Origin of the sequence: Streptomyces sp. NRRL F-6676, from assembly GCF_000725625.1 — a bacterium.
In the GTDB taxonomy this organism is placed as follows: Bacteria; Actinomycetota; Actinomycetes; order Streptomycetales; family Streptomycetaceae; genus Streptomyces.
Window position 1 is genome coordinate 1 of record NZ_JOHS01000037.1, and the last position, 25354, is coordinate 25354.

General features: G+C 73.7%; 24 protein-coding genes. 8 read left to right on the forward strand and 16 right to left on the reverse strand.

Features of this window, described 5'->3' with window-relative positions:
* Positions 1-286 precede the first annotated feature (286 nt).
* The 3 genes from rocD to IO29_RS21590 form a co-directional block, all read right to left on the reverse strand.
* Positions 287-1516 carry an ornithine--oxo-acid transaminase gene (gene rocD, locus IO29_RS21580; protein ID WP_030380725.1) on the reverse strand — a complete coding sequence of 410 codons (1230 nt, stop codon included), beginning with the start codon at positions 1514-1516 and terminating at the stop codon, positions 287-289.
* Positions 1513-2325, reverse strand: coding sequence for a dimethylargininase (ddaH, locus tag IO29_RS21585; RefSeq protein WP_030380726.1), 813 nt, complete (start codon positions 2323-2325; stop codon positions 1513-1515). Before ddaH ends, rocD begins: the two co-directional genes overlap by 4 nt.
* Before the next feature lie 448 nt (positions 2326-2773).
* Entirely contained in the window at positions 2774-3274 is a 501-nt protein-coding gene (locus IO29_RS21590; protein WP_030380727.1) for an Lrp/AsnC family transcriptional regulator, read from the reverse strand.
* Between the two features lie 87 nt (positions 3275-3361).
* Here IO29_RS21590 and IO29_RS21595 point away from each other — a divergent pair, with 87 nt between their 5' ends.
* Genes IO29_RS21595 through IO29_RS21610 form a run of 4 tightly spaced genes read left to right on the forward strand, consistent with a single transcriptional unit; the run spans position 3362 to position 7561 of the window.
* On the forward strand, positions 3362-4162 hold the full coding sequence (locus tag IO29_RS21595) for a LytR/AlgR family response regulator transcription factor (RefSeq protein WP_030380728.1): 801 nt from the start codon (positions 3362-3364) through the stop codon (positions 4160-4162).
* A 10-nt stretch (positions 4163-4172) separates the two neighbouring features.
* The gene (locus IO29_RS21600) at positions 4173-4538 is read left to right on the forward strand and encodes a hypothetical protein (RefSeq protein WP_030380729.1); all 366 of its coding nucleotides are present in this window, start codon (positions 4173-4175) and stop codon (positions 4536-4538) included.
* 3 nt (positions 4539-4541) lie between these two features.
* Positions 4542-6356 carry a sodium/solute symporter gene (locus IO29_RS21605; protein WP_030380730.1) on the forward strand — a complete coding sequence of 605 codons (1815 nt, stop codon included), beginning with the start codon at positions 4542-4544 and terminating at the stop codon, positions 6354-6356.
* Entirely contained in the window at positions 6353-7561 is a 1209-nt protein-coding gene (locus tag IO29_RS21610) for a sensor histidine kinase (protein WP_030380731.1), read from the forward strand. Before IO29_RS21605 ends, IO29_RS21610 begins: the two co-directional genes overlap by 4 nt.
* Before the next feature lie 13 nt (positions 7562-7574).
* Here IO29_RS21610 and IO29_RS37915 read toward each other — a convergent pair whose 3' ends face one another.
* The 6 genes from IO29_RS37915 to IO29_RS21640 all read right to left on the reverse strand — a co-directional run bounded on the left by IO29_RS37915 (position 7575) and on the right by IO29_RS21640 (position 12783).
* Positions 7575-7733 (reverse strand): hypothetical protein, encoded by a 159-nt coding sequence (locus tag IO29_RS37915; protein ID WP_033226208.1) that lies wholly within the window; start codon positions 7731-7733, stop codon positions 7575-7577.
* 94 nt (positions 7734-7827) lie between these two features.
* Complete coding sequence (locus IO29_RS21620; protein ID WP_030380732.1) at positions 7828-8379, reverse strand: DUF3455 domain-containing protein; 552 nt, start codon at positions 8377-8379, stop codon at positions 7828-7830.
* A 142-nt stretch (positions 8380-8521) separates the two neighbouring features.
* Positions 8522-9472 (reverse strand): cytochrome c oxidase assembly protein, encoded by a 951-nt coding sequence (locus IO29_RS21625; RefSeq protein ID WP_030380733.1) that lies wholly within the window; start codon positions 9470-9472, stop codon positions 8522-8524.
* Between the two features lie 106 nt (positions 9473-9578).
* Entirely contained in the window at positions 9579-10604 is a 1026-nt protein-coding gene (locus IO29_RS21630; protein ID WP_030380734.1) for a 6-phosphofructokinase, read from the reverse strand.
* Between the two features lie 185 nt (positions 10605-10789).
* Positions 10790-11518, reverse strand: coding sequence for a type 1 glutamine amidotransferase (locus tag IO29_RS21635; protein WP_030380735.1), 729 nt, complete (start codon positions 11516-11518; stop codon positions 10790-10792).
* Positions 11519-11544: 26 nt separating this feature from the next.
* Entirely contained in the window at positions 11545-12783 is a 1239-nt protein-coding gene (locus tag IO29_RS21640; protein WP_030380736.1) for a MurT ligase domain-containing protein, read from the reverse strand.
* A 158-nt stretch (positions 12784-12941) separates the two neighbouring features.
* Between IO29_RS21640 and def the strand changes: the two genes are divergently transcribed.
* On the forward strand, positions 12942-13481 hold the full coding sequence (gene def, locus IO29_RS21645) for a peptide deformylase (protein WP_030380737.1): 540 nt from the start codon (positions 12942-12944) through the stop codon (positions 13479-13481).
* A 16-nt stretch (positions 13482-13497) separates the two neighbouring features.
* On the opposite strand, the gene IO29_RS21650 is transcribed toward def, so the two are convergent.
* A complete protein-coding gene (locus IO29_RS21650; protein ID WP_030380738.1) occupies positions 13498-14145 on the reverse strand; it encodes a TetR/AcrR family transcriptional regulator in 648 nt (215 codons plus the stop codon).
* Positions 14146-14371: 226 nt separating this feature from the next.
* On the opposite strand from IO29_RS21650, the gene IO29_RS21655 reads away from it, so the two are divergent.
* Positions 14372-15598, forward strand: a complete 1227-nt coding sequence (locus IO29_RS21655) for an acyl-CoA dehydrogenase family protein (RefSeq protein WP_030380739.1) — start codon at positions 14372-14374, stop codon at positions 15596-15598.
* A gap of 133 nt (positions 15599-15731) precedes the next feature.
* Here the strand turns inward: IO29_RS21655 and IO29_RS21660 are convergent, their stop codons facing one another.
* The 5 genes from IO29_RS21660 to IO29_RS21680 form a co-directional block, all read right to left on the reverse strand.
* Complete coding sequence (locus tag IO29_RS21660; RefSeq protein WP_030380740.1) at positions 15732-15968, reverse strand: DUF6213 family protein; 237 nt, start codon at positions 15966-15968, stop codon at positions 15732-15734.
* Positions 15969-15993: 25 nt separating this feature from the next.
* On the reverse strand, positions 15994-17379 hold the full coding sequence (locus IO29_RS21665; protein WP_030380741.1) for an NADP-dependent succinic semialdehyde dehydrogenase: 1386 nt from the start codon (positions 17377-17379) through the stop codon (positions 15994-15996).
* 112 nt (positions 17380-17491) lie between these two features.
* The gene (locus IO29_RS21670) at positions 17492-17998 is read right to left on the reverse strand and encodes an NUDIX hydrolase (protein ID WP_051707844.1); all 507 of its coding nucleotides are present in this window, start codon (positions 17996-17998) and stop codon (positions 17492-17494) included.
* On the reverse strand, positions 17995-19533 hold the full coding sequence (locus tag IO29_RS21675) for an ATP-dependent DNA ligase (RefSeq protein WP_030380743.1): 1539 nt from the start codon (positions 19531-19533) through the stop codon (positions 17995-17997). The genes IO29_RS21670 and IO29_RS21675 overlap by 4 nt, the downstream gene beginning before the upstream one ends.
* A gap of 29 nt (positions 19534-19562) precedes the next feature.
* Positions 19563-20582, reverse strand: coding sequence for an NAD(P)/FAD-dependent oxidoreductase (locus IO29_RS21680; RefSeq protein ID WP_030380744.1), 1020 nt, complete (start codon positions 20580-20582; stop codon positions 19563-19565).
* 76 nt (positions 20583-20658) lie between these two features.
* Between IO29_RS21680 and IO29_RS21685 the strand changes: the two genes are divergently transcribed.
* Positions 20659-21279 carry a helix-turn-helix domain-containing protein gene (locus tag IO29_RS21685; RefSeq protein WP_030380745.1) on the forward strand — a complete coding sequence of 207 codons (621 nt, stop codon included), beginning with the start codon at positions 20659-20661 and terminating at the stop codon, positions 21277-21279.
* A gap of 74 nt (positions 21280-21353) precedes the next feature.
* On the opposite strand, the gene IO29_RS21690 is transcribed toward IO29_RS21685, so the two are convergent.
* Positions 21354-24083 (reverse strand): ADP-ribosylglycohydrolase family protein, encoded by a 2730-nt coding sequence (locus IO29_RS21690; protein ID WP_078618354.1) that lies wholly within the window; start codon positions 24081-24083, stop codon positions 21354-21356.
* 298 nt (positions 24084-24381) lie between these two features.
* Here IO29_RS21690 and IO29_RS21695 point away from each other — a divergent pair, with 298 nt between their 5' ends.
* Complete coding sequence (locus IO29_RS21695; RefSeq protein WP_030380747.1) at positions 24382-25353, forward strand: NADPH:quinone oxidoreductase family protein; 972 nt, start codon at positions 24382-24384, stop codon at positions 25351-25353.
* Position 25354 lies beyond the last annotated feature (1 nt).

Genomic DNA, 25354 nt, shown 5'->3' on the forward strand with positions numbered 1-25354 from the left:
GAGCCCCGCAGGGGTTCGGGGGCGGAGCCCCGGCAGGGTGCGGGGTCCGGTTCCGTGGGGGTGCGGGGGGCGGAGCCCCGCAGGGGTTCGGGGGCGGAGCCCCGGCAGGGTGCGGGGTCCGGTTCCGTGGGGGTGCGGGGGGCGGAGCCCCCGCCGGGGTGCAGGGGCGGAGCCCCGCAGGGGTTCGGGGGCGTAGCCCCCGGCGGGGTTGAAGGGGCGGAGCCCCTGGGGATGGGAAGGGTAGGGGCGGCGGGGGCGAAAACCCTCCCGGAGGCGCACCGCCCCGTCAGCCTCCGTGGGTCAGGACCTTCTCCAGCGCCCGCAGGGCCCAGCGCAGCTCGTCCGCCGTGATCGTCAGTGGCGGCGCCAGCCGGATCGTGGAGCCATGGGTGTCCTTGACCAGGACCCCCTCCGCCAGCAGGCGTTCGCCGATCTCGCGCCCCGTGCCGAGCGCCGGGTCGATGTCCACGCCCGCCCACAGCCCCCGCGCGCGGAAGCCGGTCACGCCCCGGCCGACGAGGTCCGTCAGACCGTCCCGCAGCACCACGCCCAGCTCCGCCGCCCGGCGCTGGAACTTCCCGGTCCGCAGCAGCTCCACCACCGCGGAGCCGACCGCCGCCGCCAGCGGATTGCCGCCGAAGGTCGAGCCGTGCTCGCCCGGACGCAGCACACCGAGCACCTCCCGCCGGCCCACCACCGCCGAGACCGGCACGATGCCCCCGCCGAGCGCCTTGCCGAGCAGCAGCATGTCCGGCAGCACCCCCTCGTGCTCCACCGCGAGGGTCCGCCCGGTGCGGCCCAGTCCCGACTGGATCTCGTCCGCGACGAACAGCGCGCCCGCACGCCGGGTCAGCTCCCGGACCCCGGTCAGATAGCCGTCGTCGGGGATGATCACCCCGGCCTCGCCCTGGATCGGCTCGATCAGCACCGCCGCCGTCGTGCCGTCGACGGCCGCCTCCAGCGCGGCCAGGTCGTTGTACGGAACCACCCGGAAGCCCGGCGCGAACGGGCCGAAGCCGGTGCGGGCCACCGGGTCCGTGGAGAAGCCGACGATCGTCGTCGTACGGCCGTGGAAGTTGTCCGCGGCGACGACGATCGTCGCCCGGTCGTCCGGGACGCCCTTCACGTCGTACGCCCACTTCCGCGCCACCTTCACCGCGCTCTCCACCGCCTCCGCGCCGGTGTTCATCGGCAGCACCATGTCCAGGCCGGTCAACTCGGCCAGGGACGCGGCGAATTCGGCGAGCCGGTCGTGGTGGAAGGCGCGCGAGGTGAGCGTGAGCCGGTCCAGCTGACGGTGGGCCGCCTCGATCAGTGCCGGATGGCGGTGGCCGAAGTTGAGGGCGGAGTAACCGGCGAGCATGTCGAGGTAGCGGCGGCCCTCGACGTCCTCCACCCAGGTGCCCTCGCCGCGGGCGACGACCACGGGCAGCGGATGGTAGTTGTGCGCGAGGACCGGCTCCTCGGCGCGGATCAGACCGGCGGTGGTGGTGTGGGCACGGGCGGGAGCGGTCATGAACGGATCTCCTGGGTGCAGCACTTGATGCCGCCGCCTGCCTTGTGGAACTCCGACAGGTCGACGGGGACGGGAACGTAGCCGCGCCGGGCCAGCCGGCCGGCGAGGGCCGTGGCGCGCGGGGAGATGAAGACGTGACGGCCGTCCGAGACGGAGTTGAGGCCGAAGGCGAGGGCGTCCTCGCGGGTGGCGAGCACCGCGTCCGGGAACAGCCGGGCCAGCACCTCGCGGCTGCCGGGGGAGAAGGCGTCGGGGTAGTAGGCGACGTTCTCCTCGTCGAGGGCGAACAGGGCGGTGTCCAGATGGTAGAAGTACGGGTCCACCAGTTGGAGTCCGACCACCGGGACGCCGAAGAACTCCTGCACCTCGCGGTGTGCCTCGGGGGTGGTGCGGAAGCCGGTGCCGGCCAGGACGTAGCGGCCGGCCGGGACCAGGTCGCCCTCGCCCTCGCAGACCGACTCGGGACGGTACACGTCGAATCCGGCGGACTTGAACCAGGTCTCGTACGCGGTGGATTCGGGGCGGCGTTGCGGGGCGTGGAAGAGGGAGCCGAAGACGCGGCCGGCGAGGACGAGGGCGGAGTTGGCCGCGAAGACCATGTCCGGGAGGCCGGGCAGCGGTTCGGCGGACTCCACGGTGTGGCCGTGTGCGCGCAGGGTGCGGACGAGGGTGTGCCACTGGCGGTGGGCGAGGGTGGAGTCGACGTGCGCGCCGGGACGCATCCAGGGGTTGATCGCGTACTGGACGGCGAAGTGTCTGGGTTCGCAGACGAGGTAGCGGCGGGGGCGGGGCGCGGGGGTGGTGGGCACGAAGGGGTACCTCCGTGTGATGCGGTGCCTACGGTGTGTGTTTCCACGGTAGGGAGGGCGTGGGGCGCGCGACAAGTGGCGGGGATTGCGTGTGGGCGCGGGTTCGCTGCGCTGGGCTGGGGGTTGACGCAGCATTCGTGCGTTTCGGGGGCGGTGTGTGTTTTCTCGCCCCCGCCGCCCCTACCCGTCCCATCCCTCAGGGGCTCCGCCCCTGTGACCCCGGGGAGAGCTCGGAGGGGTGGGGTTCCGGTGCGGAGTGCGGGTGGGTGGGTGGTTGCTCGCGCAGTTCCCCGCGCCCCTTGAAAGCATGGGGGGCGCCCCCAGTCTTTTAGGAGCGCGGGGAACTGCGCGACCGGCCACGACGTGCCCGCAGCCGCCGACGCACCGAACCCCCGACGCACCGAACCCCCGACGCACCGAACGCCCGACGCACCGAGCCCCCGAGCTCTCAGCCCTCCTCGCGCTCCCGCGGAGCGGCCTGGTTCGCGCCTGCTTCGGGGCTTTCGGGGAGTAGGTGGGAGAGGACCATATAGCTGATCGTCTTGCGGATGAACGGTTCGACCCGGATGCGTTCGAGGACCTCCTCGAAGTGCTCCACGTCCCGCGCGCGGACGTGGAGCAGCGCGTCCGCGCCGCCCGTCACCGTCATCGCCGCCGCGATCTCGGGATGGTTGCGCACCACCTCCGCGAGCCGGCGCGGCGGTGCCGCGCCCTCGCAGTAGACCTCCACGTACGCCTCCGTGCGCCAGCCCAGCGCCGCGGGCTGCACCGTCGCCGTGAACCCGGTGATCACGCCGGTCTCGCGCAGCCGGTCCACCCGCCGCTTGACCGCCGTCGCGGAGAGTCCGACCGCCGTGCCGATCTCCGCGAAGCTGGACCGCGCGTTCGCCGTGAGCGCGGTGACGATCCGGCGGTCGAGTTCGTCGAAGCCGCCCGGCCTGCTGTTCATGGCCGCACTGTATCCGGCGGAAGCCGGAGACAACCTCCGCGTTCGGCACATGTTCCGACGAACGGATCGCCCCTACACTCCACCTTCATGCTGCGCGCTCTCGCCGTCGACGACGAACGCCCCTCGCTCGAGGAGCTCCTCTACCTGCTCAACGCCGACCCCAGGATCGCCGGCGCCGAGGGGGCGAGCGACGCCACCGAGGCGCTGCGCCGGATCAACCGCGCCCTGGAGTCCGGACCGGACGGGCCCGACGCGATCGACGTCGTCTTCCTGGACATCCACATGCCGGGCCTCGACGGCCTCGACCTCGCCCGGCTGCTCACGGGGTTCGCACGGCCGCCGCTCGTCGTGTTCGTCACCGCCCACGAGGGCTTCGCCGTCCAGGCGTTCGACCTGAAGGCCGTCGACTACGTCCTCAAACCGGTGCGGCGGGAACGGCTCGCGGAGGCGGTCCGCCGGGCCGCACAGCTCAAGGACGTGCCCGGCAACGAGGTGCCCGGCAGGGACGTGCACACGGAGGGCGCCCCGCCGCGCATACCCGTGCACGAACCCGACCCCGACCACATACCGGTCGAACTCGGCGGCGTCACCCGCTTCGTGCCCGTCGAGGAGATCACCCACGTCGAGGCGCAGGGCGACTACGCCCGGCTGCACACCCCGCAGGGCAGCCACCTCGTCCGCATCCCGCTCTCCACCCTGGAGGAGCGCTGGCGCGCCCGCGGCTTCGTCCGCATCCACCGCCGCCATCTCGTCGCCCTGCGGCACGTCGTCGAACTCCGGCTGGACGCCGGAACCGTCAGCGTCCTGGTCGGCAGCGAGGAACTCCAGGTCAGCCGGCGGCACACCCGCGAACTGCGGGACCTGCTGATGCGCCGGACCGCGACCTGAGGAGGACGGCGTGCCCCAGGACCCCAGCCCCGCCGAGCGCCGCGTCACCGTCACCGGCCCACCCCGCCGCACTCGCCGCCCCTCCGTCCCCTACCGGCCCCGCACCGAGATCGACGAACAGACCACCCTCGGCCACACCTACGTCCGCTCCCTGATGCGCTCCCAACTCCGCGCCGCCCTCGTGGTGTTCGCGGTGCTGGTACTGCTCGTGGGGCCGCTGCCGCTGCTGTTCGCCACCCTGCGGCACGACGGCGGACTCCAGTGGGCGGTGCTCGGCTTCGGGCTCTACGCGCCCCTCGTCCTGCTCGCCCGCTGGTACGTGCGCCGCGCCGAGCGCAACGAGCGGGACTTCGTACGGCTGGTGGAGGACCGCTGAGCCGTGGACCGCACCTACTCCGTCACCGCCGTCGCCCTGGTGGTGCTCGCCACCGTCCTCGTCGGCGCCTTCGGCCTGCGGGTCTCCCGCACCACCTCGGACTTCTACGTCGCCTCCCGCACCGTCGGCCCCCGCCTCAACGCCGCCGCGATCAGCGGCGAGTACCTCTCCGCCGCCTCCTTCCTCGGCATCGCGGGGCTCGTCCTCACCCAGGGCCCCGACATGCTCTGGTACCCGGTCGGCTACACCGCCGGATACCTCCTGCTGCTGCTCTTCGTCGCGGCCCCGCTGCGCCGCTCCGGCGCCTACACCCTGCCCGACTTCGCCGAGGCCCGCCTCGCCTCCCAGCCGGTGCGGCGGCTCGCGGGGGCGTTCGTCGTCGGCGTGGGCTGGCTCTATCTGCTGCCCCAACTCCAGGGCGCGGGGCTCACGTTGGCCGTGCTCACCGGGGCGCCCGCACCGCTCGGCGGGGTCATCGTGGCGGTCGTGGTCGTCGTCATCGTCGCGGCGGGCGGCATGCGCAGCATCACCTTCGTCCAGGCCTTCCAGTACTGGCTCAAGCTCACCGCCCTCCTCGTCCCCGCCCTCTTCCTCGTGCTGGCCTGGCAGGGCGACGGCGCACCGCGCGGCGCCTTCGACGAACCGCCCGCCCTGCGCGCGCAGCGCACCGTGCGCGTCGACGCCACCCTCGACCTGCGCCTCGCCGAACCGCTCACGGTCACCGCCACCGGCACGGTCGACGGCCACCGCCGCACGGGGGAGCGGATCGCGCTCCCGGCCGGCGTCCACCACGTCACCGGCGGCACCCGGCTCACCCTTCCCGAGGGCGCCCCCGTTCCCGTCGCCGACCGGCGCGGCGACGGCGGCATGTCCAGCTCGCTGGCCTCCGCCCGCGAGGACCGCCCGCTGTACGCCACCTACGGGCTGATCCTCGCCACCTTCCTCGGCACCATGGGGCTGCCGCACGTCGTCGTCCGCTTCTACACCAGCCCGCACGGCGTCGCCGCCCGCCGCACCACCGTCGCCGTCCTCGGCCTGATCGGCGCCTTCTATCTGCTGCCGCCCCTGTACGGCGCACTCGGCCGGCTCTACGCCCCCGAACTCACCCTCTCCGGCAACGCCGACGCCGCCGTCCTGCTGCTGCCCGAACGCCTGATCGGCGGCCTCGGCGCGGACCTGCTCGGCGCGCTGGTGGCCGGGGGCGCCTTCGCCGCGTTCCTCTCCACCGCCTCCGGACTGACCATGGCCGTGGCCGGTGTGCTCACCCAGGACGTACTGCCCACCCGCGGCGTACGGCACTTCCGGCTCGGCACGCTGCTCGCGATGGCCGTACCGCTCGCGGCCGGCGTCCTGGTCGGCGGACTGCCGGTGGCGGACGCGGTCGGGCTCGCCTTCGCCGTGTCCGCGTCCTCCTTCTGCCCGCTGCTGGTGCTCGGCATCTGGTGGCGCCGGCTCACCCCGCCGGGCGCGGCGGCCGGGATGCTCGTCGGCGGCGGCTCGGCGTTCGTCGCGGTCACCGCCACCATGGCCGGCTACCCGGGCGCGGGCACCGGCACCCTGCACGCGCTGCTCGCCTGGCCCGCGCTCTGGTCGGTACCGCTCGGCTTCCTCACCATGATCGCCGTCTCCCTGGCCACCCCGGGCCGCGTCCCGGCCGGCACCGCCGCCATCCTCGCCCGCTTCCACCTCCCCGAACAGCTCACCGGCGGGCATGGCGGACACGGAGGGTACGGGGCACACGAGGGACACGGGGGACACGAGGGGCATGGGGGACACGAGGGGCATGGGGGACAGCCGCGGACGGAGGCCCGCGCATGAGCGGATTCCTCGCCGGACTGTGCGTCGCCGTCCTGCCGCTGCTCGCCGCCGGCTTCTGGCTCGGCCGGCGTACCGCCCGCCCGCGGAACCTCGGCGGCCTCGGCACCCCCGTCGAACACGCCACCTTCGAGACCCTGCACAACGCCACCCTCGCCGCACCCCCGCTGCGCGCCGGCCTCACCGAGGAGACCGCCCGCAAGTCCGCACGGCGGCTGCGCACCCTGCTCGGCACCGACGCGCTCTGCCTCACCGACCGGGAGACGGTCCTCGCCTGGGAGGGCGTGGGGGAGCACCACCGCGAGGAGATACTCCAGCGGCTCGGCGGCCCCCTGGAGACCGGCCGGGGCGAGGCCTTCCGGCTGCGCTGCGACGTCCCCGACTGCCCGCTGCGCTGGGCGGTGATCGCCCCGCTCACCGCCGACGACCGGGTGCACGGCGCGCTGGTGGCCTGCGCGCCCCGCGAGTCCGCCGTCCTGGTCCGGGCGGCCGGCGAGGTCGCCCGCTGGGTCTCCGTCCAGCTCGAACTGGCCGACCTCGACCGCTCCCGCACCCGGCTCATCGAGGCCGAGATCAAGGCCCTGCGCGCCCAGATCTCCCCGCACTTCATCTTCAACTCGCTCGCCGTGATCGCGTCCTTCGTCCGCACCGACCCCGAACGCGCCCGCGAACTGCTCCTGGAATTCGCCGACTTCACCCGCTACTCGTTCCGCCGGCACGGCGACTTCACCACCCTCGCCGACGAACTCCACGCCATCGACCACTACCTCGCCCTGGTCCGCGCCCGCTTCGGCGACCGGTTCTCCGTCACCTTGCAGATCGCGCCCGAGGTGCTGCCCGTCGCGCTGCCGTTCCTGTGCCTGCAACCCCTGGTGGAGAACGCCGTCAAACACGGCCTGGAGGGCGCCGCCGACAAACGGCATCTCAGCATCACCGCGCAGGACGCGGGCGCCGAGGCCCTCGTCGTCATCGAGGACGACGGCCCCGGCATGGACCCCGGGCTGCTGCGCCGCATCCTCGCCGGGGAGACGAGCCCGTCCGGCGGCATCGGCCTGTCCAACGTCGACGACCGGCTGCGCCAGGTCTACGGCGACGACCACGGCCTCGTCATCGAGACCGGGGCCGGCGCCGGGATGAAGATCACCGCACGGCTCCCGAAGTACCAGCCGGGCGTCCACTCGGGGGCCCGGCTGCCCCGGGAGCCGTAGCGGCGGGGCGCTGTCAGGTGCTGCGGGAGGCCACCATGCCGAGGGTGATCAGACCGAGGACGACCCAGCCGAACCACAGCCAGCCGTTGCTGCCGAGCGTCACCGTGTAGGCGGTGACGACCACCAGCCCACCGACGGTGATCACCCCCATGGCCTTCGTGGAACCGGGCATCGCACCCTCCTCAAGGGATGTTCCCCTCATCATGCGCCCGTTCACCGGGCAGGGGGAACCGCGCGTCCGGCCGGCCGGGCCGTCGCTCAGCGCCTCACGTCGCCGGCTTGTAGAAGACGTAGGTGGCGGAGTAGGGGACGCTCACCTGGTCGCCGCCGGTGCAGGCGGTGGTGGGGGCGAGGCCGTCCTCGGTGTTCAGCCGCTGCACATAGGAGACGTCGGCGAAGACCCCGGCACCGCGGGTGGCGGTGGCCTTCAGCAGGAGTTCGGCGACGGCGCCGTCCTTCGGCGAGGAGGCGACGGTGGTGGCGTTGACGGCGCTGCCGTCCACCGTGGAGACCCAGACGGGGCCGCGCGAGTGCAGGGCGACGGGGCGGCGGGACCTGTCGTGCGCGGCCCGGAGGGTGGCGGCGGGCTCCAGGGACTTCCAGGCGCCGTCGGTGCACGTATAGGTCTGCACGCCCTCGGCGGCGAAGACACCGGAGAGCCGGTTGCCGTCGGGGACCTTCAGCGCGGCGGGCACGTCCGGGCCGGCGCCGCCAGACCCGGAGGCGGCGGCCGAACCGGTCGTCACACCTAAGAAGGTGCCGGCGGCCACGGCGGTGACGGCCGTGGCGGTGAGCGCGAGACGGGTGGCGAGTTTCATCGGGGTCTCTCCAGAGCTACGGAGTCTCATCGGAACGAGGTCGCAGCGTAGAGCGTGCCGACGAGGCGCAAGGGGCGAACGAGGCTCTTGGCCGGAACCCGGTGCTCCACCCGGGAAATGCCACCGCGCAGAAGCGGAACCCTCAGTTCCCCCGCGCGTTCAGCGAGGCGAGATACGCGTTGTACGCCGCCAGCTCCGCGTCGCCGTCCCGCTCCGCCGCCCGGTCCTTGCGCCGGGCCTGCCGCTGCTCCGAGCGGTACCACTGGAACAGCAGCGCCAGCAGCACCAGCACCGACGGCACCTCGCTGAACGCCCAGGCGATGCCGCCCGCCGACGTCTGGTCCGACAGCGCGTCGATGCCGAGCGAGGCCGGCGGGTTCTCGTACGTCCCGACCATCGGCGTGGAGCCCATCATCAGCGCGATCCCGAAGAAGGCGTGGAACGGCATGCCCGCGAACAGCTCCAGCATCCGCATCAGATAGCCGGGGCGGTGCGGCCCCGGGTCGACGCCCATGATCGGCCAGAAGAACACCAGCCCGACGGCGAGGAAGTGCACCATCATCGCGACGTGCCCCGTCCTGGACTCCATCAGGAAGTCGAAGAGCGGGGTGAAGTACAGCCCGTACAGGCTCGCGATGAACAGCGGGATCGTGAACACCGGATGGGTGATGATCCGCATGTAGCGGCTGTGCAGCAGCATCAGCAGCAGCTCGCGCGGGCCCTTGCGGCCGTGTCCCGCCGTCGGCAGCGCGCGCAGCGCCAGCGTGATCGGGGCGCCCATGAGGATCAGGATGGGGGAGAGCATGCTGATCACCATGTGCTGCACCATGTGCACGCTGAACATGACCATGCCGTAGTCGTTCAGCCCGGTGCACATCATCAGCATGACGGTCAGCACACCCACGGCGAAGGCGACCGTGCGGCCCACCGGCCACGCGTCGCCGCGCCGCAGCAGCCGGGCGACGCCCCAGCCGTACAGCGCGAGCCCCAGCAGACAGGCGACGAGGAAGAACGGGTCCGCCGACCACTGAAGGCCCCGTTCCAGCGTGAACGGCGGCAGATCCATGACCATGCCGTGGCCGCTGTGCTCCATCCGCCGGCTCCTGATTCGTGGGGGTTGGGCGCTGTCTGTCCGAACCAAGAGTAGAACCGCCCCCGGCCGCGTCCGCGACCGGGGGCGAGGTCATGCCGGGGGTGCGTTACAGCACGCACTCCGCTTCCGCGTACCGCTCGGTGGGCACCGTCTTGAGCGTCTCGACGGCCTCCGCGAGCGGCACCATGAAGATGTCGGTGCCGCGCAGCGCGGTCATCATCCCGAACTCGCCCCGGTGCACCGCCTCCACCGCGTGCCAGCCGAAGCGGGTGGCCAGCACCCTGTCGTACGCTGTCGGCGTGCCGCCGCGCTGGACGTGGCCGAGGATCACCGGACGCGCCTCCTTGCCGAGGCGGTCCTCCAGCTCGATGGCGAGCTGACGGGCGATGCCCGCGAAGCGCTCGTGCCCGTAGACGTCCTTGCCGCCCTCGTCGAAGTCCATGGTGCCCGCCTTCGGCTTGGCGCCCTCCGCGGCGACGACGATCGCGAACCGCTTGCCCGCCGAGAACCGCTCGCCGACCTTCGCGGCCAGCTCCTCCATGTCGAAGGGGCGCTCGGGGACGACGATGGCGTGCGCGCCGGCCGCCATGCCGGAGTGCAGGGCGATCCAGCCGGTGTGCCGGCCCATGACCTCCACGATCAGCACCCGCTGGTGGGACTCGGCGGTGGTCTTCAGCCGGTCCAGCGCCTCCGTGGCCACGCCCACCGCGGTGTCGAAGCCGAAGGTGACGTCCGTGACCGCGATGTCGTTGTCGATGGTCTTCGGCACGCCGACGATCGGCAGCCCGGCGTCGGACAGCAGGCGGGCCGCCTTCAGCGTGCCCTCGCCGCCGATCGGGATGACCGCGTCCAGACCGAGTTCCTCGAGGTGGCCGCGGGCCCGCTCCACACCGCCCCGCAGCTGCTCGGGCCGGACCCGGGAGGAGCCGAGGATCGTGCCGCCGCGGGCGAGGATGCCGCCCACCGCGTCGAGGTCGAGCTTGAGGTAGTCGCACTCCAACAGGCCCCGCCAGCCGTCGCGGAAGCCGATGACCTCGTCGCCGTGGTCGACGACGGCGCGGTGCACGACGGACCGGATGACGGCGTTCAGGCCGGGGCAGTCGCCGCCGGACGTGAGGACACCAATGCGCATCGCCCGAAATACCTTCTCCACATGGGCCCGGGGGCCGGGGACCGGACCACGTCGTCCGGTTCGGTCCCCGCCACCCTAGCGGCACAGGGGGGCGGTTCCGCACCGTGCGTCCGCTTGCTGGACGCCCCCGCTCACCTGTGCGCGAGGCACGTCAGACGGGCCTCGCGCAGCCCCCGTGAGGGGCCCTACGCGGGCTGCTGCGCCGCCGCGATCCGCTCGCCCCGCAGCGCCTCGTACCAGCGGTCGTCCACCGGCGGCAGCGCGTTGACGTCGAGCGCCAGCTTCAGCAGCAGATCCGCGATGAGCGGGTTGCGGGCGAGCACCGGGCCGTGCATGTACGTGCCGAACACGGTGTCGTTGTACGCGCCCTCCGTGCCGTCCCCCGTGCCGTTGCCCTTGCCCAGCTTGACCTGGGCGAAGGGGCGCGCGGAGGGTCCGAGGTGGGTGACGCCCTGGTGGTTCTCGAAGCCGGTCAGCGGGGGCAGGCCGAGGCGCGGGTCGATGTCGCCCAGTACGTCGCCCACGCACCGCTCGCCCTCGCCGCGCACCGACACCACGTCGAGCAGGCCGAGGCCCGCCTCGCGCTGCCCGAGGTCGTTGATGAACTCGTGGCCGAGGATCTGGTAGCCGGCGCAGACCGAGAAGACGATCGCGCCGTTGCCCACCGCCCGGTGCAGCCCGCCGTCACGGCGCAGCCGCTCGGCGGCCAGCCGCTGCGGCCGGTCCTCGCCGCCGCCGATGAGGTAGATGTCGCCGGAGGTCGGGATCGGCTGGTCGCTGCGCACGTCGAGCCGGGCCACGTCGAGCCCGCGCTGGCGCGCCCGGCGCTCCACGACCAGCGCGTTGCCCTGGTCGCCGTAGGTGCTCAGCAGGTCGGGGTAGATCCACACCAGCCGCAGTTGGTTGTCGCTCATGCTCATCCTTGGAAGATCGCTCGAGGTCAGTTGCCGACGCGGCGGCGCAGGTCCTGGAAGGCGGTGTAGTTCGCGATGACCTCGATCCGGCCGGGCGGGGCCGACTGCACCGCCTGGTCGAGGGTGTCGCACACCTGGAAGGACTGGTTCGCGACCTCCAGCCGTACGGCGAGGTCCAGCTTGCGGTCGCCGATGACGAAGATCGGGTGGCCGGTCAGCCGGGTGTAGTCCACGTCCCAGAGCCAGGAGGTGTCGGTGCCGTCGGCGCCGCGCGCGTTGACCGAGAGGATCACCGGGGTGGGCGGCGGGTCGATCAGCGAGAACGTCTCCAGCCAGCCGGCCGGGTTCTTGGCCAGCAGCAGGCGCAGGTCACGGCCCTGGAACTGCACCACGTCGTAGCGGCCGGCCACCGCCTGCACCTGGTACATCCGCTCCAGGGCCACCTGCGGAGGCACCCCGAAGACGGCGGCGACGGCCGCGGAGGAGGCGGCGTTGGCCTTGTTGGCGCGGCCCGGGAGCTGGAGGTGGATCGGCCAGGCGGAGCCGTGCGGGTCCAGGACGTGGTCGCCGGAGAGCGCCCAGCTCGGCACCGGGCGGCGGAAGCCGCACTCGCCGCAGAACCAGTCGTCGCCCGGACGCTGCATCACACCGCCGCAGGACGGGCAGGACCAGGCGTCGTCCTTCCACATCTGGCCCGCCGCGACCCAGATCACGTTGGGGGAGGAGGAGGCGGCCCACACCACCAGCGGGTCGTCGGCGTTGGCGACGACGACCGCCTTCGAACCGGCCAGCCCCTCACGCCAGTTCTCCGCCAGCATGCGGGTCTCGGCGGCGCGGTCGAGCTGGTCGCGGGAGAGGTTGAGCAGCGCGATGCACTTGGGGTCGGTGTCCCGGGCGACGCCGGCGAGGTACTTCTCGTCCACCTCGATGACGCCGAACTTCGACTCCGAACCGCCCGCGAGCGCCGAGGTGATACCGGCCGGCATGTTGGCGCCCAGCGCGTTGGACACCACCGGGCCGGCGGCGCGCAGCGCCTCCGCGATCAGCCGGGTGGTGGTGGTCTTGCCGTTGGTCGCCGACACGAGGACGACGTCCAGGTTCTGGGCGAGCCGGGCCAGCAGGTCGGGGTCGAGCCTGAGCGCCACCTTGCCGCCGATCACCGAACCGCTGCCGCGCCCCGCGGCGCGCGAGGCCGCTGCGACCGCCTTGCCGGCGGTCACGGCCAGCTTGGCCCGCGGCGAGAGCGGGTCCGAGTTGCCTGCCATCAGTTCTCGATCCTCTCTGGTACGCGCCGCCCCGGAAGCCTGTCGGCAACGTGATGGACGCCAGCCTATCGAGATCCATTCGCACACCCGAATCCCGGACCGCTGCGGCCGCCGCCGCGCACGGGAGACGGCGTCGGGGAAACCGTACGCTGACCGCCATGCGACACCGTTCCCTCCCGGGCGCCCGCGGGCGCGTCCGGCCCCTGACCCTGCTCGGCGACCCGGTGCTGCGCGCGCCCGGCGCGGAGGTGACCGACTTCGGGCCCGAACTGGCCGCGCTCGTCGAGGACATGTTCTCCACCATGTACGCGGCCCGGGGCGTGGGGCTCGCCGCCCACCAGGTCGGCGAGGCGCTGCGGGTGTTCGTCTACGACTGCGAGGACGACGAGGACGTGCGCCACCTGGGCCATCTGGTGAACCCCCGGCTGGTGGCGGCCGACGGGGTGCGGGTGCGCGGCCCGGAGGGGTGTCTGTCGCTGCCCGGCCTGGAGGCGGCCACGCCGCGGTACGACCGTACGGTGCTGGAGGGTCGCACGGTCACCGGGGAGCCGCTGCGGGTGGAGGGCACGGGCTGGTTCGCGCGGTGTCTCCAGCACGAGTACGACCATCTGGGCGGCGGGCTGTACGTGGACCGGGTGGACGGGTGGCGTCACCACCGGGTGATGCGGCAGGCGGCACGGGCGGAGTGGGCCCGGTAGCCCTGGGACGGGTGCGCTAGAACCCGGGTCCGCCGGCCCGGTCGCCCGCCGCGGCCAGCCGGCCCCACAGCAGGTCGGCCAGGGTGCGTACCAACTCGGCGCGGGAGCAGGGGCGTTCGCCCAGCCACCAGTCGCCGGCCGCGTGCATCATGCCGACGATGCCGTGGCCCCACACCCGGGCGAGCTGCTGGGTGCCGGGGCCGAGGTCGAGCCGCTCCTCGATGACCTGGCCCAGCTCCTCGCCCATCCGGCGCAGCACCGGGATGGAGTTGCGCCCGGTGTCGAAGCCCGGTTCGCCGCTCTGCTGGGCGGCCTCCGCGGGGTGCATCAGGAACCGGTACACCTGCGGGCGCGCCTCGATCGCGGCGAGGTAGGTGTCGAGCGTGGCCTCCACCCGCTCGCGGCGCTCGGCGGGGGCGTCCAGGGCGGCCCGCAGCGAGGCGAGGAGGGCGTCGGTGTGCCGCTTGGCGAGGGCGGCGTAGAGCCCGCCCTTGTCGCCGAAGTGGCGGTAGAGGATGGGCTTGGTGATGCCCGCCTCGGCGGCGATGGCGTTCATCGAGGCGCCGGGACCGTCGCGGAGCACCACCCGGTCGGCGGCCTCCAGCAGTTCGCGCCGACGGCGGTCGGCGGACGTCTGGTGAGCGGTCCGCTGCGTGGTCTCCATGATCTCTCCCCACCCGTCGTGATTCGGTGACGCCTGCGCAAAGTAGCACTGTTGGGCAGGGCGACCTCGAACGGGCTGCCGACGCGAGCGCAGGTCGCGGCCGGTTCGCGGCCGGTTCGGGTCCCGTTCGGAGCCGGGAGTTGACTTTTCTTACTCGTCGGTAACATACTCCGAGTTACCGCTAGTAACATCGCTAGTGAGAGGCTACCGCAGTGCTGGAGGGGACATGGCCGAGTTCACCATGGAGCTGAGCGACGAACAGCGGGAGGTCCGGGACTGGCTGCACGGCTTCGCCGCCGATGTCATCCGCCCCGCGGCCGCCGAGTGGGACGAGCGCGAGGAGACCCCCTGGCCGGTCATCCAGGAGGCCGCTAAGGTCGGCATCTACTCCCTGGACTTCTACGCCCAGCAGTACTTCGACCCCACCGGCCTCGGCATCCCCACGGCCATGGAGGAACTGTTCTGGGGGGACGCGGGCATCGCCCTGTCCATCGTCGGCACCGGCCTCGCCGCCGTCGGCGTCCTCGCCAACGGCACCGAGGAGCAGATCGGCACCTGGATCCCCCAGATGTACGGCGACGCGAACGACGTGAAGGTCGCCGCCTTCTGCTCCTCCGAGCCCGACGCCGGCTCCGACGTCGCCTCGATGCGCACCCGTGCCGTCTACGACGAGGCCAAGGACGAGTGGGTGCTCAACGGCACCAAGACGTGGGCCACCAACGGCGGCATCGCCAACGTCCACGTCGTCGTCGCCTCCGTCGACCCGGAGCTGGGCTCCAAGGGCCACGCCTCCTTCATCATTCCGCCGGGCACCCCGGGCTGCGCCCAGGGCCAGAAGTTCAAGAAGCACGGCATCCGCGCCTCGCACACCGCCGAGGTCGTCCTCGACAACGTGCGCGTTCCCGGCTCCTGCTTGCTCGGCGGCAAGGAGAAGCTCGACGAGCGCCTCGCCCGGGCCCGGGAGAGGGCGAAGCAGGGTGGCGAGCGGGTGAAGAACGCGGCGATGGCCACGTTCGAGGCGTCCCGCCCGGCGGTCGGCGCGATGGCGGTCGGCACCGCCCGGGCCGCGTACGAGGTCGCCCTCGACTACGCCAGGACCCGCGAGCAGTTCGGCCGGCCGATCATCGACAACCAGGGCGTCGCCTTCCAGCTCGCCGACATGCGCACGTCCATCGACGCGGCCCGGCTGCTCGTGTGGCGCGCCTCCTGGATGGCCGTCAACGGCAAGCCGTTCACGGCCGCCGAGGGCTCGATGTCCAAACTCTTCGCGAGTGAGACGGCGAAGAAGGTCACCGCCCAGGCCGTCCAGATCCTCGGCGGCAACGGCTACACCCGCGAATACCCCGTGGAACGCATGCACCGCGACGCCGCGATCTACACGATCTTCGAGGGCACGAGCGAGATCCAGCGCCTGGTGATAGCCCGGACGCTGTCGGGCGTGCCGATCCGATAAGGGGCGCGGGGCTGTGTCGATCTGCGGCTCCGCCGCGTGGGCGCATCTTTTGGGGGGTCCGGGGGCGCAGCCCCCGGGGTCGGGACGGGAAGGGGCGGCGGGGGCGAAAAACTCACCTCCGCCTCCCCGCCGCTCAGCCCCCCGACCCGCTGCTATGGGCGATGCACGCCACATCGATCCGGTCCGCCAGCTTCGCCAGCTCGATGGTCAACGCCGCCACCGTGTCCTCGTCGAGCCCCCGCTCCCCGGACTCCACCAGATGCAACCACCGCCCCCCGACCGCACGCAGCAGCTTGCTGACATCGGCCGCCGCCACCTGCAACGTGCCGCGGTCGTCGACAATGAGAGGCAAGGTCACTTCGCGGTTCACGACAGCGATCGTAGCCGCGGAACCCTCACGCCCCCTGCCACACTGTCGTGATGTTGCAGAACTCCCGGATTCCGTGCCCGGACAGCTCACGCCCGTACCCGGACCGCTTCACCCCGCCGAACGGGAACGCCGGATGCGAGGCCGTCATGCCGTTGACGTACACCGCACCCGCCTGAAGATCCCGCACGAACCGGTCGACATCACCCTCGTCACGCGTCCACACATTCGAACTCAGCCCGAACGGAGAGTCGTTGGCGAGGGCCACGGCCTCGTCGAGGTCCGCCGCCCGGTACAGCGTGGCCACCGGACCGAACGTCTCCTCGTGGTGCACCCGCATCTCGGGCGTGATGCCGGCCAGCACGGTCGGCGGGTAGTACCAGCCCGGCCCGTCGGGGCGTTCGCCCCCGCACAGCACCGTGGCACCGCGCTCGACGGCGTCGGCCACCAGCTCCTCCAGGTCCGCCCGCCCCCGCTCCGAGGAGACCGGCCCGACCTGGGTCTCCTCGTCCATCGGGTCGCCCACCTTCAGCGCCTTCATCCCGGCCGTGAACCGCTCGGCGAACGCGTCGTAGACGTCCCGGTGCACGATGAACCGCTTGGCGGCGATGCACGACTGCCCGTTGTTCTGCACCCGCGCGGTCACGGCCACCTCGGCGGCCCGGTCGAGGTCGGCGGACGGCATCACGACGAACGGGTCGCTGCCGCCCAACTCCAGCACCGTCTTCTTGATCTCGTCCCCCGCGATCGAGGCCACCGACCGCCCCGCCGGCTCGCTCCCGGTCAGCGTCGCCGCGACCACACGCGGGTCGCGCAGGACGCCCTCGACCTCCTTGGACCCGATGAGCAGCGTCTGGAAACAGCCCTCCGGGTACCCCGCCCGCCGGAACAGCTCCTCCAGGTACAGCGCGGTCTGCGGCACGTTCGAGGCGTGCTTGAGCAGGCCGACGTTGCCCGCCATCAGCGCGGGCGCGGCGAACCGGATCACCTGCCAGAGCGGGAAGTTCCACGGCATCACCGCCAGCACCGGGCCGAGCGGCCGGTAGCGCACGAAGCCGCGCGAGGCGCCCGAGTCCTTCACGTCCGACTCGGCCGGCTCCTCGTCCGCGAGCAGTTCCCCGGCGTGGTCGGCGTACCAGCGCATCGCCTTCACACACTTGGCGGCCTCGGCGCGGGCCTGGACGACCGGCTTGCCCATCTCCGTGGTCATCACCTCCGCGATCTCCCGCTCGTCCGCCTCCAGCAGATCGGCGGCGGCACGCAGCAGCCGGGCGCGTTCGGTGAAGGACGTGGTGCGGTGGGTGCGGAACGCGGCCTCGGCGGCGGCGAGCCTGCGCTCGACCTCCTCCGCGCCCAGGGCGTCGAACGTCCTGAGCGTCTCGCCGGTCGCCGGATTCACGGTCGCGAGGGGCATGGCAGTGACCTCCTGGGCAGGCTGTGTCTCGACCTTCCCGCGCCCCGGTGGGCGCCGCAACGCGGGTACGGCGTCTTCGTCGGGCGGCCGCCCGGCACGCGGCCCCGGCGGCTCACTCCCCGTGCGAGTGCTCCGCAAGCCGGTCGAGAAACGCGGACTGCGCCCGCACGATCACCGCCCGGGCCTCGTCCAGCCCGAACCAGCGCACCCGGTCCAGCTCGGGGAACTCCTGCCGGCGCCCGGAGCGCGGCGGCCACTCCATGGTGAACGTGCCGGGTACGACGGCCGCCGGATCCAGGTCGGCCGCTACCGCCCACGCCGTGACGACCTTGCCGCCCGCCTGCCGCACCTCGCCCAGCGGCACGGCCTCGCCGTCCGGCGGGGGCAGCCCCAGCTCCTCCCGGAACTCCCGGCGGGCCGCCTCCCAGGCCGGTTCGTCGGGCGCGTACTCGCCCTTCGGCACGGTCCACGCCCCGGCGGTGCGGGCGTAGTAGGGGCCGCCCATGTGGCCGAGCAGCACCTCCAGGCCGCCGCCGTCGGCGCGGCGGAACAGCAGCAGCCCGGCACTGCGCCGGCCGGGGCGCGCGGGCGGCCCCTGCCGCGGCGCCGGTCCGCTCACGGCGCCACCCCCGGGTGCGCCGCGAGCAGCGTCTCCACGGTGTCCGCCTCCTCCGGGCGCTTGTCCTCCCGGTAGCGCAGCACCCGCGCGAACCGCAGCGTGACGCCGGCCGGATAGCGGGTGGAGCGCTGGAGCCCGTCGTACGCGATCTCGACGACCAGCTCCGGCCGCACGGTGAAGCCCCAGCGGTGCTCCTCGACGGCCAGTTCCCGCAGCCGCTCGGTCTGCCAGTCGAGCAGCGCGTCCGTCAGACCCTTGAACGTCTTGCCGAGCATCACGAGGGAACCGTCCGCGCCGCGGGCCCCCAGATGCAGGTTGGACAGCTTCCCGGCGCGCCGGCCGTGCCCCCACTCGGCGGCCAGGACCACCAGGTCGAGGGTGTGCACCGGCTTCACCTTCAGCCAGGAGGCACCGCGCCGGCCCGCGCTGTAGGGGGCGTCCAGGGACTTGACGACGACGCCCTCGTGCCCGCGCTCCAGCGTCGCGGCGAGGAACGCCTCGGCCCGGTCGCTCTCCTCCGGCCCCGACACCACCGTCCGGCGCACGCGCAGGGGCTCCGCGACCAGGCGGGCCAGTTCGGCGTGCCGGTCGGCGAAGGGCAGATCGAGCAGATCTCGGCCGTCCACCGACAGCACGTCGAAGAAGACGGGGGAGACCGGCACCGCCGCCGCGGCCCGCGCCACGTCCACCCGGGAGCCCACCCGGCCCGCGGTCTCCTGGAAGGAGCGGGGCCGCCCGTCCTCGTCCAGCGCCAGCACCTCCCCGTCCAGTACGAGCCGCTCCCGCGCCAGCTCGCGCGCCACCGCGGTGACTTCGGGCAGCCGTTCGGTGATGTCGTCGAGGGTACGGGTGTACACGCGCACCGTGTCGCCGTCCCGGTGGACCTGGACCCGGATGCCGTCCAGCTTCTCCTCCACCGCGCAGGCGCCCAGCTTCTCCACCGCCCCGGTGACCGAGGAGGCGGTGTGCGCGAGCATCGGCAGCACCGGGCGCCCCACGGTGAGCCGGAACGCCTCCAGCGCCGCCGGACCGTCCGCGAGCAGCGCCCGCGCCACCGTCTGGAGCGAACCGGCGAGCATCACCGCCCGCCGTACGTCCGCCGGGGCCGCGCCGGTCGCCCCGGCCAGCCCCTCCGCCGCGAGCGCGTCCAGGGCGCCCTGCCGCACCTCGCCGGTCAGCAGACCGACGAGGAACCGCTGCTCCTCCTCGGTGGCCGCCGCCATCAACTCGCCCAGCAGACGCCCGCGTTCGGCCTGCGAGCCGGTGCCGGTGACGGCGCCGAGCGCGGTCAGCCGGGCGTCCACCTCGCGCACGGTCAGCGACGGCTCGGCGGCCGGGGGCACGGGCCTGCCGAGCAGCTTCCAGCCGATGCCGAGCCGGCCCTGCGGCAGCCGGCCCGCGAGGTACGGGATGACGATGGGCACGTCCTCGGGGTCGGCCGCCCGGAACAGCTCGGCGAGCAGGGCGGTCTTGCGGGAGCGCGCCGAGGTGGCCGCGACCTCCCGGGAGACACGGGCGAGCCGGTGCAGCAGCATGCAGCCATGGTGCACCGGGGGCGGGGGGTCTACACCTTCGCGTCGGCCCCGTCCGGGCCCGTCGCCCCGGTGTGCTCCACGCCGATCCGGGCGTCGATGTCCTCGAACACCAGCTCGCCGTTGACCGCGGCGGCCGCCGTGTACCCGGTGCTCGCCGCGTTGATCACCTGCTGCGCGAAGAGGGTGGCGTTGCCCGCGGCCCACACGCCCGGCACCGTCGTACGCCCCGTCTCGTCCACCACCGGGCAGCAGCCCATCGGGGTCTCCCGCAGCTCGGCGCCCAGCTTCTCGAGGAGCCCGGTGCGCGGCACCATGCGGGGCGCGACGAAGACGACGGACCGGGCGTGCACCGAGCCGTCGGCCAGCCGTACGCCGGTGATCCGGTCGTCCTCGACCACCAGTCCCGCGACCTCACCCGGCACGACGCGCACGCCCGCCGCGGCGAGCCTGCGCAGTTCGTCGTCGGAGAGGTCCGCCTCCGCGAAGGTGTGCAGGAACAGGGTGGTGTCCTTCGACCAGTGGCTGACCAGCAGCGCCTGGTGGACGCTCATCGGCGAGGTCGCCAGCACGCCGAACGCCTCGTCGCGCACCTCCCAGCCGTGGCAGTACGGGCAGTGGATGACGTCCCGGGCCCAGCGCTCGGCGGCACCGGGCACGGCCGGCAGTTCGTCCTCGAGCCCCGTCGCCACGACGACCCGCCGGGCGCGGACGGTCCGCCCGCCGGCGAGGGCGGCGGTGAAGCCGGGAGGGGAGCCCTCCGCCCCGTCCCGGGTCACGTCGACCACCCGGTCCTGGACCAGCTCCACCGTCCCGTACCGGGCGATCTCCTCACGGCCCACGGCCAGGAGCTCGGCCGGCGGCATGCCGTCCCGGGACAGATAGCCCTGCATGTGCGCGGCGGGCGCGTTGCGCGGCTCGCCCGCGTCCACGACGAGTGTCCGGCGCCGGGCCCGGCCGAGGACCAGCCCGGCGGAGAGCCCGGCCGCGCCGCCGCCGATGACGAGGACCTCGTAGCCGTCCGTGGGTGTGCCGGTGTGTGTGTCGGTCATGGTGACCACCTCCACGGGCAGCGTCGCCGACCCCCGCCGCATTGACAAACGAACTTGCCGAATCTGCAATGAAGGGATGAGCGACGATGCGCGGGACGCCGTGCCCGGGGGCCATGACACCGACGAGGTACTGGCGGAGGTGGGTCCCCGGCTGCGCAGGATCCGCAAGGAGCGCGGCGCGACGCTGGCCGCGCTGTCGGAGGCCACCGGGATCTCGGTCAGCACGCTGTCCCGGCTGGAGTCCGGGTTGCGCAGGCCCTCCCTGGAGCTGCTGCTGCCGATCGCACGGGCGCACCAGGTGCCGCTCGACGAGCTGGTGGGCGCGCCCCGGGTGGGGGACCCGCGGGTGCGGGCGGAGCCGATCGCCCGGTTCGGCCGCACGTACTGGCCGCTCACCCGCCAGCCCGGCGGGCTCCAGGCGTTCAAGGTGCTGGAACCGCGACGCGACTGCGAGCCCCACCCGCGCACCCACGAGGGCTACGAATGGCTGTACGTCATGTCCGGGAAGCTGCGGCTCGTGCTCGGTGAGCACGACGTGGTGCTGGGTCCCGGGGAGGCGGCCGAGTTCGACACCCGCGTGCCGCACTGGTTCGGCTCGACGGGCGAGGGCCCGACGGAGTTCCTCAGCCTGTTCGGCCCCCAGGGCGAACGGATGCACGTACGGGCCCGGCCGACGCGACGGGGCGGGGACGCCTGACGCGCTCGCCCCACGTCGGCCCGGCGCGGCGAGCGGGCGACGCCCGGCGCCACGCCGGTGCCGGGCGCGGCGGATCACCAGCCGGGGTAGCGGCCCCACCAGTGCGGGTCCCAGCCGCCGACGTACTCACTGCCGCTGGGGGAGTCGGTGAACTGGGCGACGAGGTCGCGGGCCAGGGTGTCGAGCACCCAGGCCAGCTCGTGCCGGCTCACCGGTCCGACGGGCAGCGCCTCGGCGCCGTGAGCCGCGCCGAGCAGCGCACCGGCCACACAGGCGACGGAGTCGCCGTCCGGTGCGCCGGCGGCGAAGCGCAGCGCGGCGTCCAGCTGGTCCCGGCCGGGGAAGGACGCGGCGACGTACACCCCGCCGAGCAGGGCCGACGGCGCGGTGGGGTCCGGCGCGAGCCTCGCGAGCCGTCCCGCGTCCGCGGGGTGCGCCTCGGCTTCCCGGAGCGCCGCGCCGAGCCGGTCGTGCTCGTCGGCCGTCAGCTCCGGGTCGGCGTCGGGAAGCGCCCGGACGCCGTCCCGCAGGGCCTGCCGCACCTGCGACCGGGCGCCGGGCCCGAGGTCGCGGGCGTCGTCGGCGGCACTGGTGAGGCAGTGGCAGGCCAGGACGACCGCGTGGGCCGCCGCTGACCGCGCGGCCCGGTCGCCGTGGGTGAGGGCGGCGGCCTCGCGGGCCAGCCCGGCTGCCGCCGCCGGGGTGTGAGCCACACCGGCCACGGCGACGGGAAGGGTGCGGGTGAGCGCGTGGCAGCCGCGGCTGGCCGTCGGCTTCCCCAGGTCGCCCTGCTCGATGCCGGACAGCGCCGTCACGGTCGCGGGCGCCGAGCCGCGCCGTTCGGCCAGTACGGGCACCTGGGCGAGCCAGCCGTCGGGCCAGACCTGGCCGCCGGAGATCCAGCGCCCGCGCATCCGCTCGACCTCGATCCCCTGGAGTGCGGCCCAGCGGCAGTAGGCGTGCCCCACCGCGCCCAACGGAGCGTAGATGCCCTTGTGGTCGCCGCGTACGAAACCGCGGATGATGCCCTCGGCGGTGAAGCAGGCCAGCTGGGTGCTGACCCCGGCCCGCAGCGGTCCGGCGGCGGGCAGCCCGCCTTTCGCGGCGCCCAGTGTGTCCCCCAGCGCCAGCCCGAGCAGCAGACCGCGCACCCGGGACACCGCGCCCTTCTCCTCCAGGAACTTCCCCGGCCGTCCCGGCTCGGCCGGCCGCTGCTCGGGGCCGTCGTCCAGCAGGAGCGCCACCTGCTCGCGAGCGGCACCGTCCGGCTGCCCGCCCGCGGCCGGCCCGGCGGTCAACGCGTGCACCGCGTCGAGCAGTTCGGTGTGCGCCGACAACTGCCAGCCGCGCGGCAGCACCTCACGGAGACGGGAGAGCGCGGCCTCGGCGTCGATGCCGCTCGCCAGATGGCTGTAGACCGCGGCGACGGCCGGCGTGCGGCTCTGCCCGGCGACGCAGTGGAGCAGCACCCGCTTGCCCTCCCGCCGCAGCCGCAGCACCTCGCGGGCGGCCTGGTCCACGACGTAGTGCAGATTGGCGTTGTGCCCGTCGCTGTCCACCAGCCAGACCCGCACGTGCTCGGCTTCGGTGCCCGGCAGGACCGGCTCCGTGCCCATGCGGCACAGCGACACCACCGCGTCGACGTCGACCGGCTCGGCCCCGTGGAGCAGGGCGAGGTTGCCCAGGACGACGCCGGGGTCGTGCGGGTGGGGGACGGCGAAGGCGTGGGGTGCGCCCGTCGGGACGGACACGCGTGCCGCGGAGGGCCAGCCGGCGCCGTCGTCCCGTCCGCCCAGGGCGGTGCGCACCGCCAGCCGGACGAGATCGACGCCGGTGAGCGAGGGCCAGCCGCGCACGGCCCGCTGCCATTCCAGCGGGATGCCCGAGCATCCCCAGCGCGCGCCGAGCAGCGCGCCCGCGATCGCGGCGACGGTGTCGGTGTCGTCGCCGGCCCGGACCGCCGCCTCCAGGGCGAGACCCAGATGCTGGGCGGGGAAGCTGCCCTCGCCGGGGTCCAGCCGGGGAACGGCGGTGTGCGTGATCGCCGACCAGGCGGCCTGGAGCGCGGCGACGACCCAGCCGTTGGGGGAGAAGTGGTGCGGCGGGTGGGCCTCCGCCTCGTCCAGCCGCTCGGCCCACAGCGCCCGGCGCTCGGCGGGCAGCAGCTCCAGGCCGGCCCGTACGCCGTCGAAGGTGCCCTCCAGCACGGCCGTGCGGATGCCGGAGCACCACAGCACGCAGGCGTCGGCGCAGTCCGGGTCGGGGTGGGTGAGCCCGCTGACCGCGACGGCGGCCTCGGCCATCTCCGTGGCGTCCCCGAGGTGGGCGAGGGCGACGATCCCGGTCCGCATGAGCGAGCCGTTTCCGGCGCTGTTCGCCCTGGCGGCGGTGAAGCCGCGGGCGGCCTCGCGCATCGCCGCGCCCGCCGCTCCGGGCGCACGCCCGGCGGCGTGCAGTACGGCTCTGGTCTGGTTGCCGACGTCGCTGGCGCCCTCCCGCAGCCAGCGCTGGAAGTTGGCCGCGACCGCGTCGAGGGCCTCGGGGGAGCGCAGATCGGCTCCGGTGGCCGCGACCTCGGCGATGCACACCTGCATCTGGGTGTCGTCGGAGTACTCGCCGGGCTCGTACGGCCCCAGGCCGCCGCCGATCATCCGCGGCCGCGCGTTCCCGGTCAGCCGTGCCTGGAACTCGTAGGGCACACCCAGCGCGTCGCCCGCGGCCGCGCCGAGCAGGACGCCCGCGGCCCGGTCGGTGCCCTGCGGGCTCAGGTGAGGCTGTGGGGCACGGGTGGCGGCAGGGGGCATGGAAACTCCGTGGGTCGGGCGCGGCGGCATGCCGAAAAGGGGCTGTTCATGGGTGAGTTGACGCTGATCTGCGTGGATTGGCGCGCCGCCAGCTTCGCACGGCACCCTCCTTATCGTCAATGCGACTATATGGCGATGTGCGAGAGGTCGGCCCCTGTCCGCTGCCGTACCGGCGGATCCTGTTCCCCTGTCGGCAAGCGACCGCTTAGTATGCGGTGACGGCAGAACCGTGGTGACGGCAGAAACCGTAGAGACGCCAAGACCCCGGACCGACGACGCAGTCCCCTGGAGGCCGCGCATGCAGGCATGGCAGGTGCACGAGAACGGCGAACCGACCGAGGCCATGCGCCTCGCGGACGTGGAGCCGCCCACCCCCGGCGACGGCCAGCTCGTGCTCAAGGTGCGCGCCGCCAACGTCAACTTCCCCGACGCCCTCCTCTGCCGCGGCCAGTACCAGGTCCGCCCGCCGCTCCCCTTCACCCCGGGCGTGGAGATCTGCGGTGAGACGGAGGACGGCCGCCGCGTCCTCGCCACCCCCGCCCTCCCGCACGGCGGCTTCGCCGAGTACGCCCTCGCGGACGCCGCCGCGCTCCTGCCCGCCCCCGACTCGCTCGACGACGCCGAGGCCGCCGCCCTGCACATCGGCTACCAGACCGGCTGGTTCGGCCTGCACCGGCGGGCCCGGCTGGAGGCCGGCGAGACGCTCCTCGTGCACGCCGCAGCCGGCGGGGTCGGCAGCGCCGCCGTCCAGCTCGGCAAGGCGGCCGGCGCCACGGTCATCGGCGTGGTCGGCGGCGCCGAGAAGGCCGCCGTCGCCCGTACCCTCGGCTGCGACCTGGTCGTCGACCGTCGCACCGAGGACGTCGTCGCCACCGTCAAGGAGGCCACCGGCGGGCGCGGCGCCGACGTGATCTACGACCCGGTCGGCGGCGCGGCCTACGCCCAGTCCGCCAAGCTCGTCGCCTTCGAGGGCCGGATCGTCGTCGTCGGCTTCGCGAGCGGCACGATCCCGAGTCCGGCGCTCAACCACGCCCTCGTCAAGAACTACGCGATCCTCGGCCTGCACTGGGGCCTCTACAACACCAAGAACCCCGAGCTGGTGCGGCACTGCCACGAGCAGCTCACCGAACTGGCCGCCCGGGGCGTGATCAAGCCGCTGGTGAGCGAGCGGGTGGCGCTGGAGGACGCCTCGGCCGCCGTGCAGCGGGTCGCCGACGGCGTCAGCACGGGCCGTATCGTCGTGCTGCCCACCGAGGCGAACGGAGCCTGAC

Coding starts and splice junctions, on each gene's coding strand:
- IO29_RS21650 (WP_030380738.1), bottom strand. CDS start 14,145: ATGGAGACCACGCAGCGGACCGCTCACCAGACGTCCGCCGACCGCCGT.
- IO29_RS21635 (WP_030380735.1), bottom strand. CDS start 11,518: ATGAGCGACAACCAACTGCGGCTGGTGTGGATCTACCCCGACCTGCTG.
- IO29_RS21620 (WP_030380732.1), bottom strand. CDS start 8,379: ATGAAACTCGCCACCCGTCTCGCGCTCACCGCCACGGCCGTCACCGCC.
- IO29_RS21665 (WP_030380741.1), bottom strand. CDS start 17,379: ATGCCCCTCGCGACCGTGAATCCGGCGACCGGCGAGACGCTCAGGACG.
- IO29_RS21630 (WP_030380734.1), bottom strand. CDS start 10,604: ATGCGCATTGGTGTCCTCACGTCCGGCGGCGACTGCCCCGGCCTGAAC.
- def (WP_030380737.1), top strand. CDS start 12,942: ATGCGACACCGTTCCCTCCCGGGCGCCCGCGGGCGCGTCCGGCCCCTG.
- IO29_RS21680 (WP_030380744.1), bottom strand. CDS start 20,582: ATGACCGACACACACACCGGCACACCCACGGACGGCTACGAGGTCCTC.
- IO29_RS21610 (WP_030380731.1), top strand. CDS start 6,353: ATGAGCGGATTCCTCGCCGGACTGTGCGTCGCCGTCCTGCCGCTGCTC.
- IO29_RS21640 (WP_030380736.1), bottom strand. CDS start 12,783: ATGGCAGGCAACTCGGACCCGCTCTCGCCGCGGGCCAAGCTGGCCGTG.
- IO29_RS21675 (WP_030380743.1), bottom strand. CDS start 19,533: ATGCTGCTGCACCGGCTCGCCCGTGTCTCCCGGGAGGTCGCGGCCACC.
- IO29_RS21590 (WP_030380727.1), bottom strand. CDS start 3,274: ATGAACAGCAGGCCGGGCGGCTTCGACGAACTCGACCGCCGGATCGTC.
- IO29_RS21690 (WP_078618354.1), bottom strand. CDS start 24,083: ATGCCCCCTGCCGCCACCCGTGCCCCACAGCCTCACCTGAGCCCGCAG.
- IO29_RS21625 (WP_030380733.1), bottom strand. CDS start 9,472: ATGGAGCACAGCGGCCACGGCATGGTCATGGATCTGCCGCCGTTCACG.
- IO29_RS37915 (WP_033226208.1), bottom strand. CDS start 7,733: ATGCCCGGTTCCACGAAGGCCATGGGGGTGATCACCGTCGGTGGGCTG.
- IO29_RS21595 (WP_030380728.1), top strand. CDS start 3,362: ATGCTGCGCGCTCTCGCCGTCGACGACGAACGCCCCTCGCTCGAGGAG.
- IO29_RS21655 (WP_030380739.1), top strand. CDS start 14,372: ATGGCCGAGTTCACCATGGAGCTGAGCGACGAACAGCGGGAGGTCCGG.
- IO29_RS21695 (WP_030380747.1), top strand. CDS start 24,382: ATGCAGGCATGGCAGGTGCACGAGAACGGCGAACCGACCGAGGCCATG.
- rocD (WP_030380725.1), bottom strand. CDS start 1,516: ATGACCGCTCCCGCCCGTGCCCACACCACCACCGCCGGTCTGATCCGC.
- IO29_RS21685 (WP_030380745.1), top strand. CDS start 20,659: ATGAGCGACGATGCGCGGGACGCCGTGCCCGGGGGCCATGACACCGAC.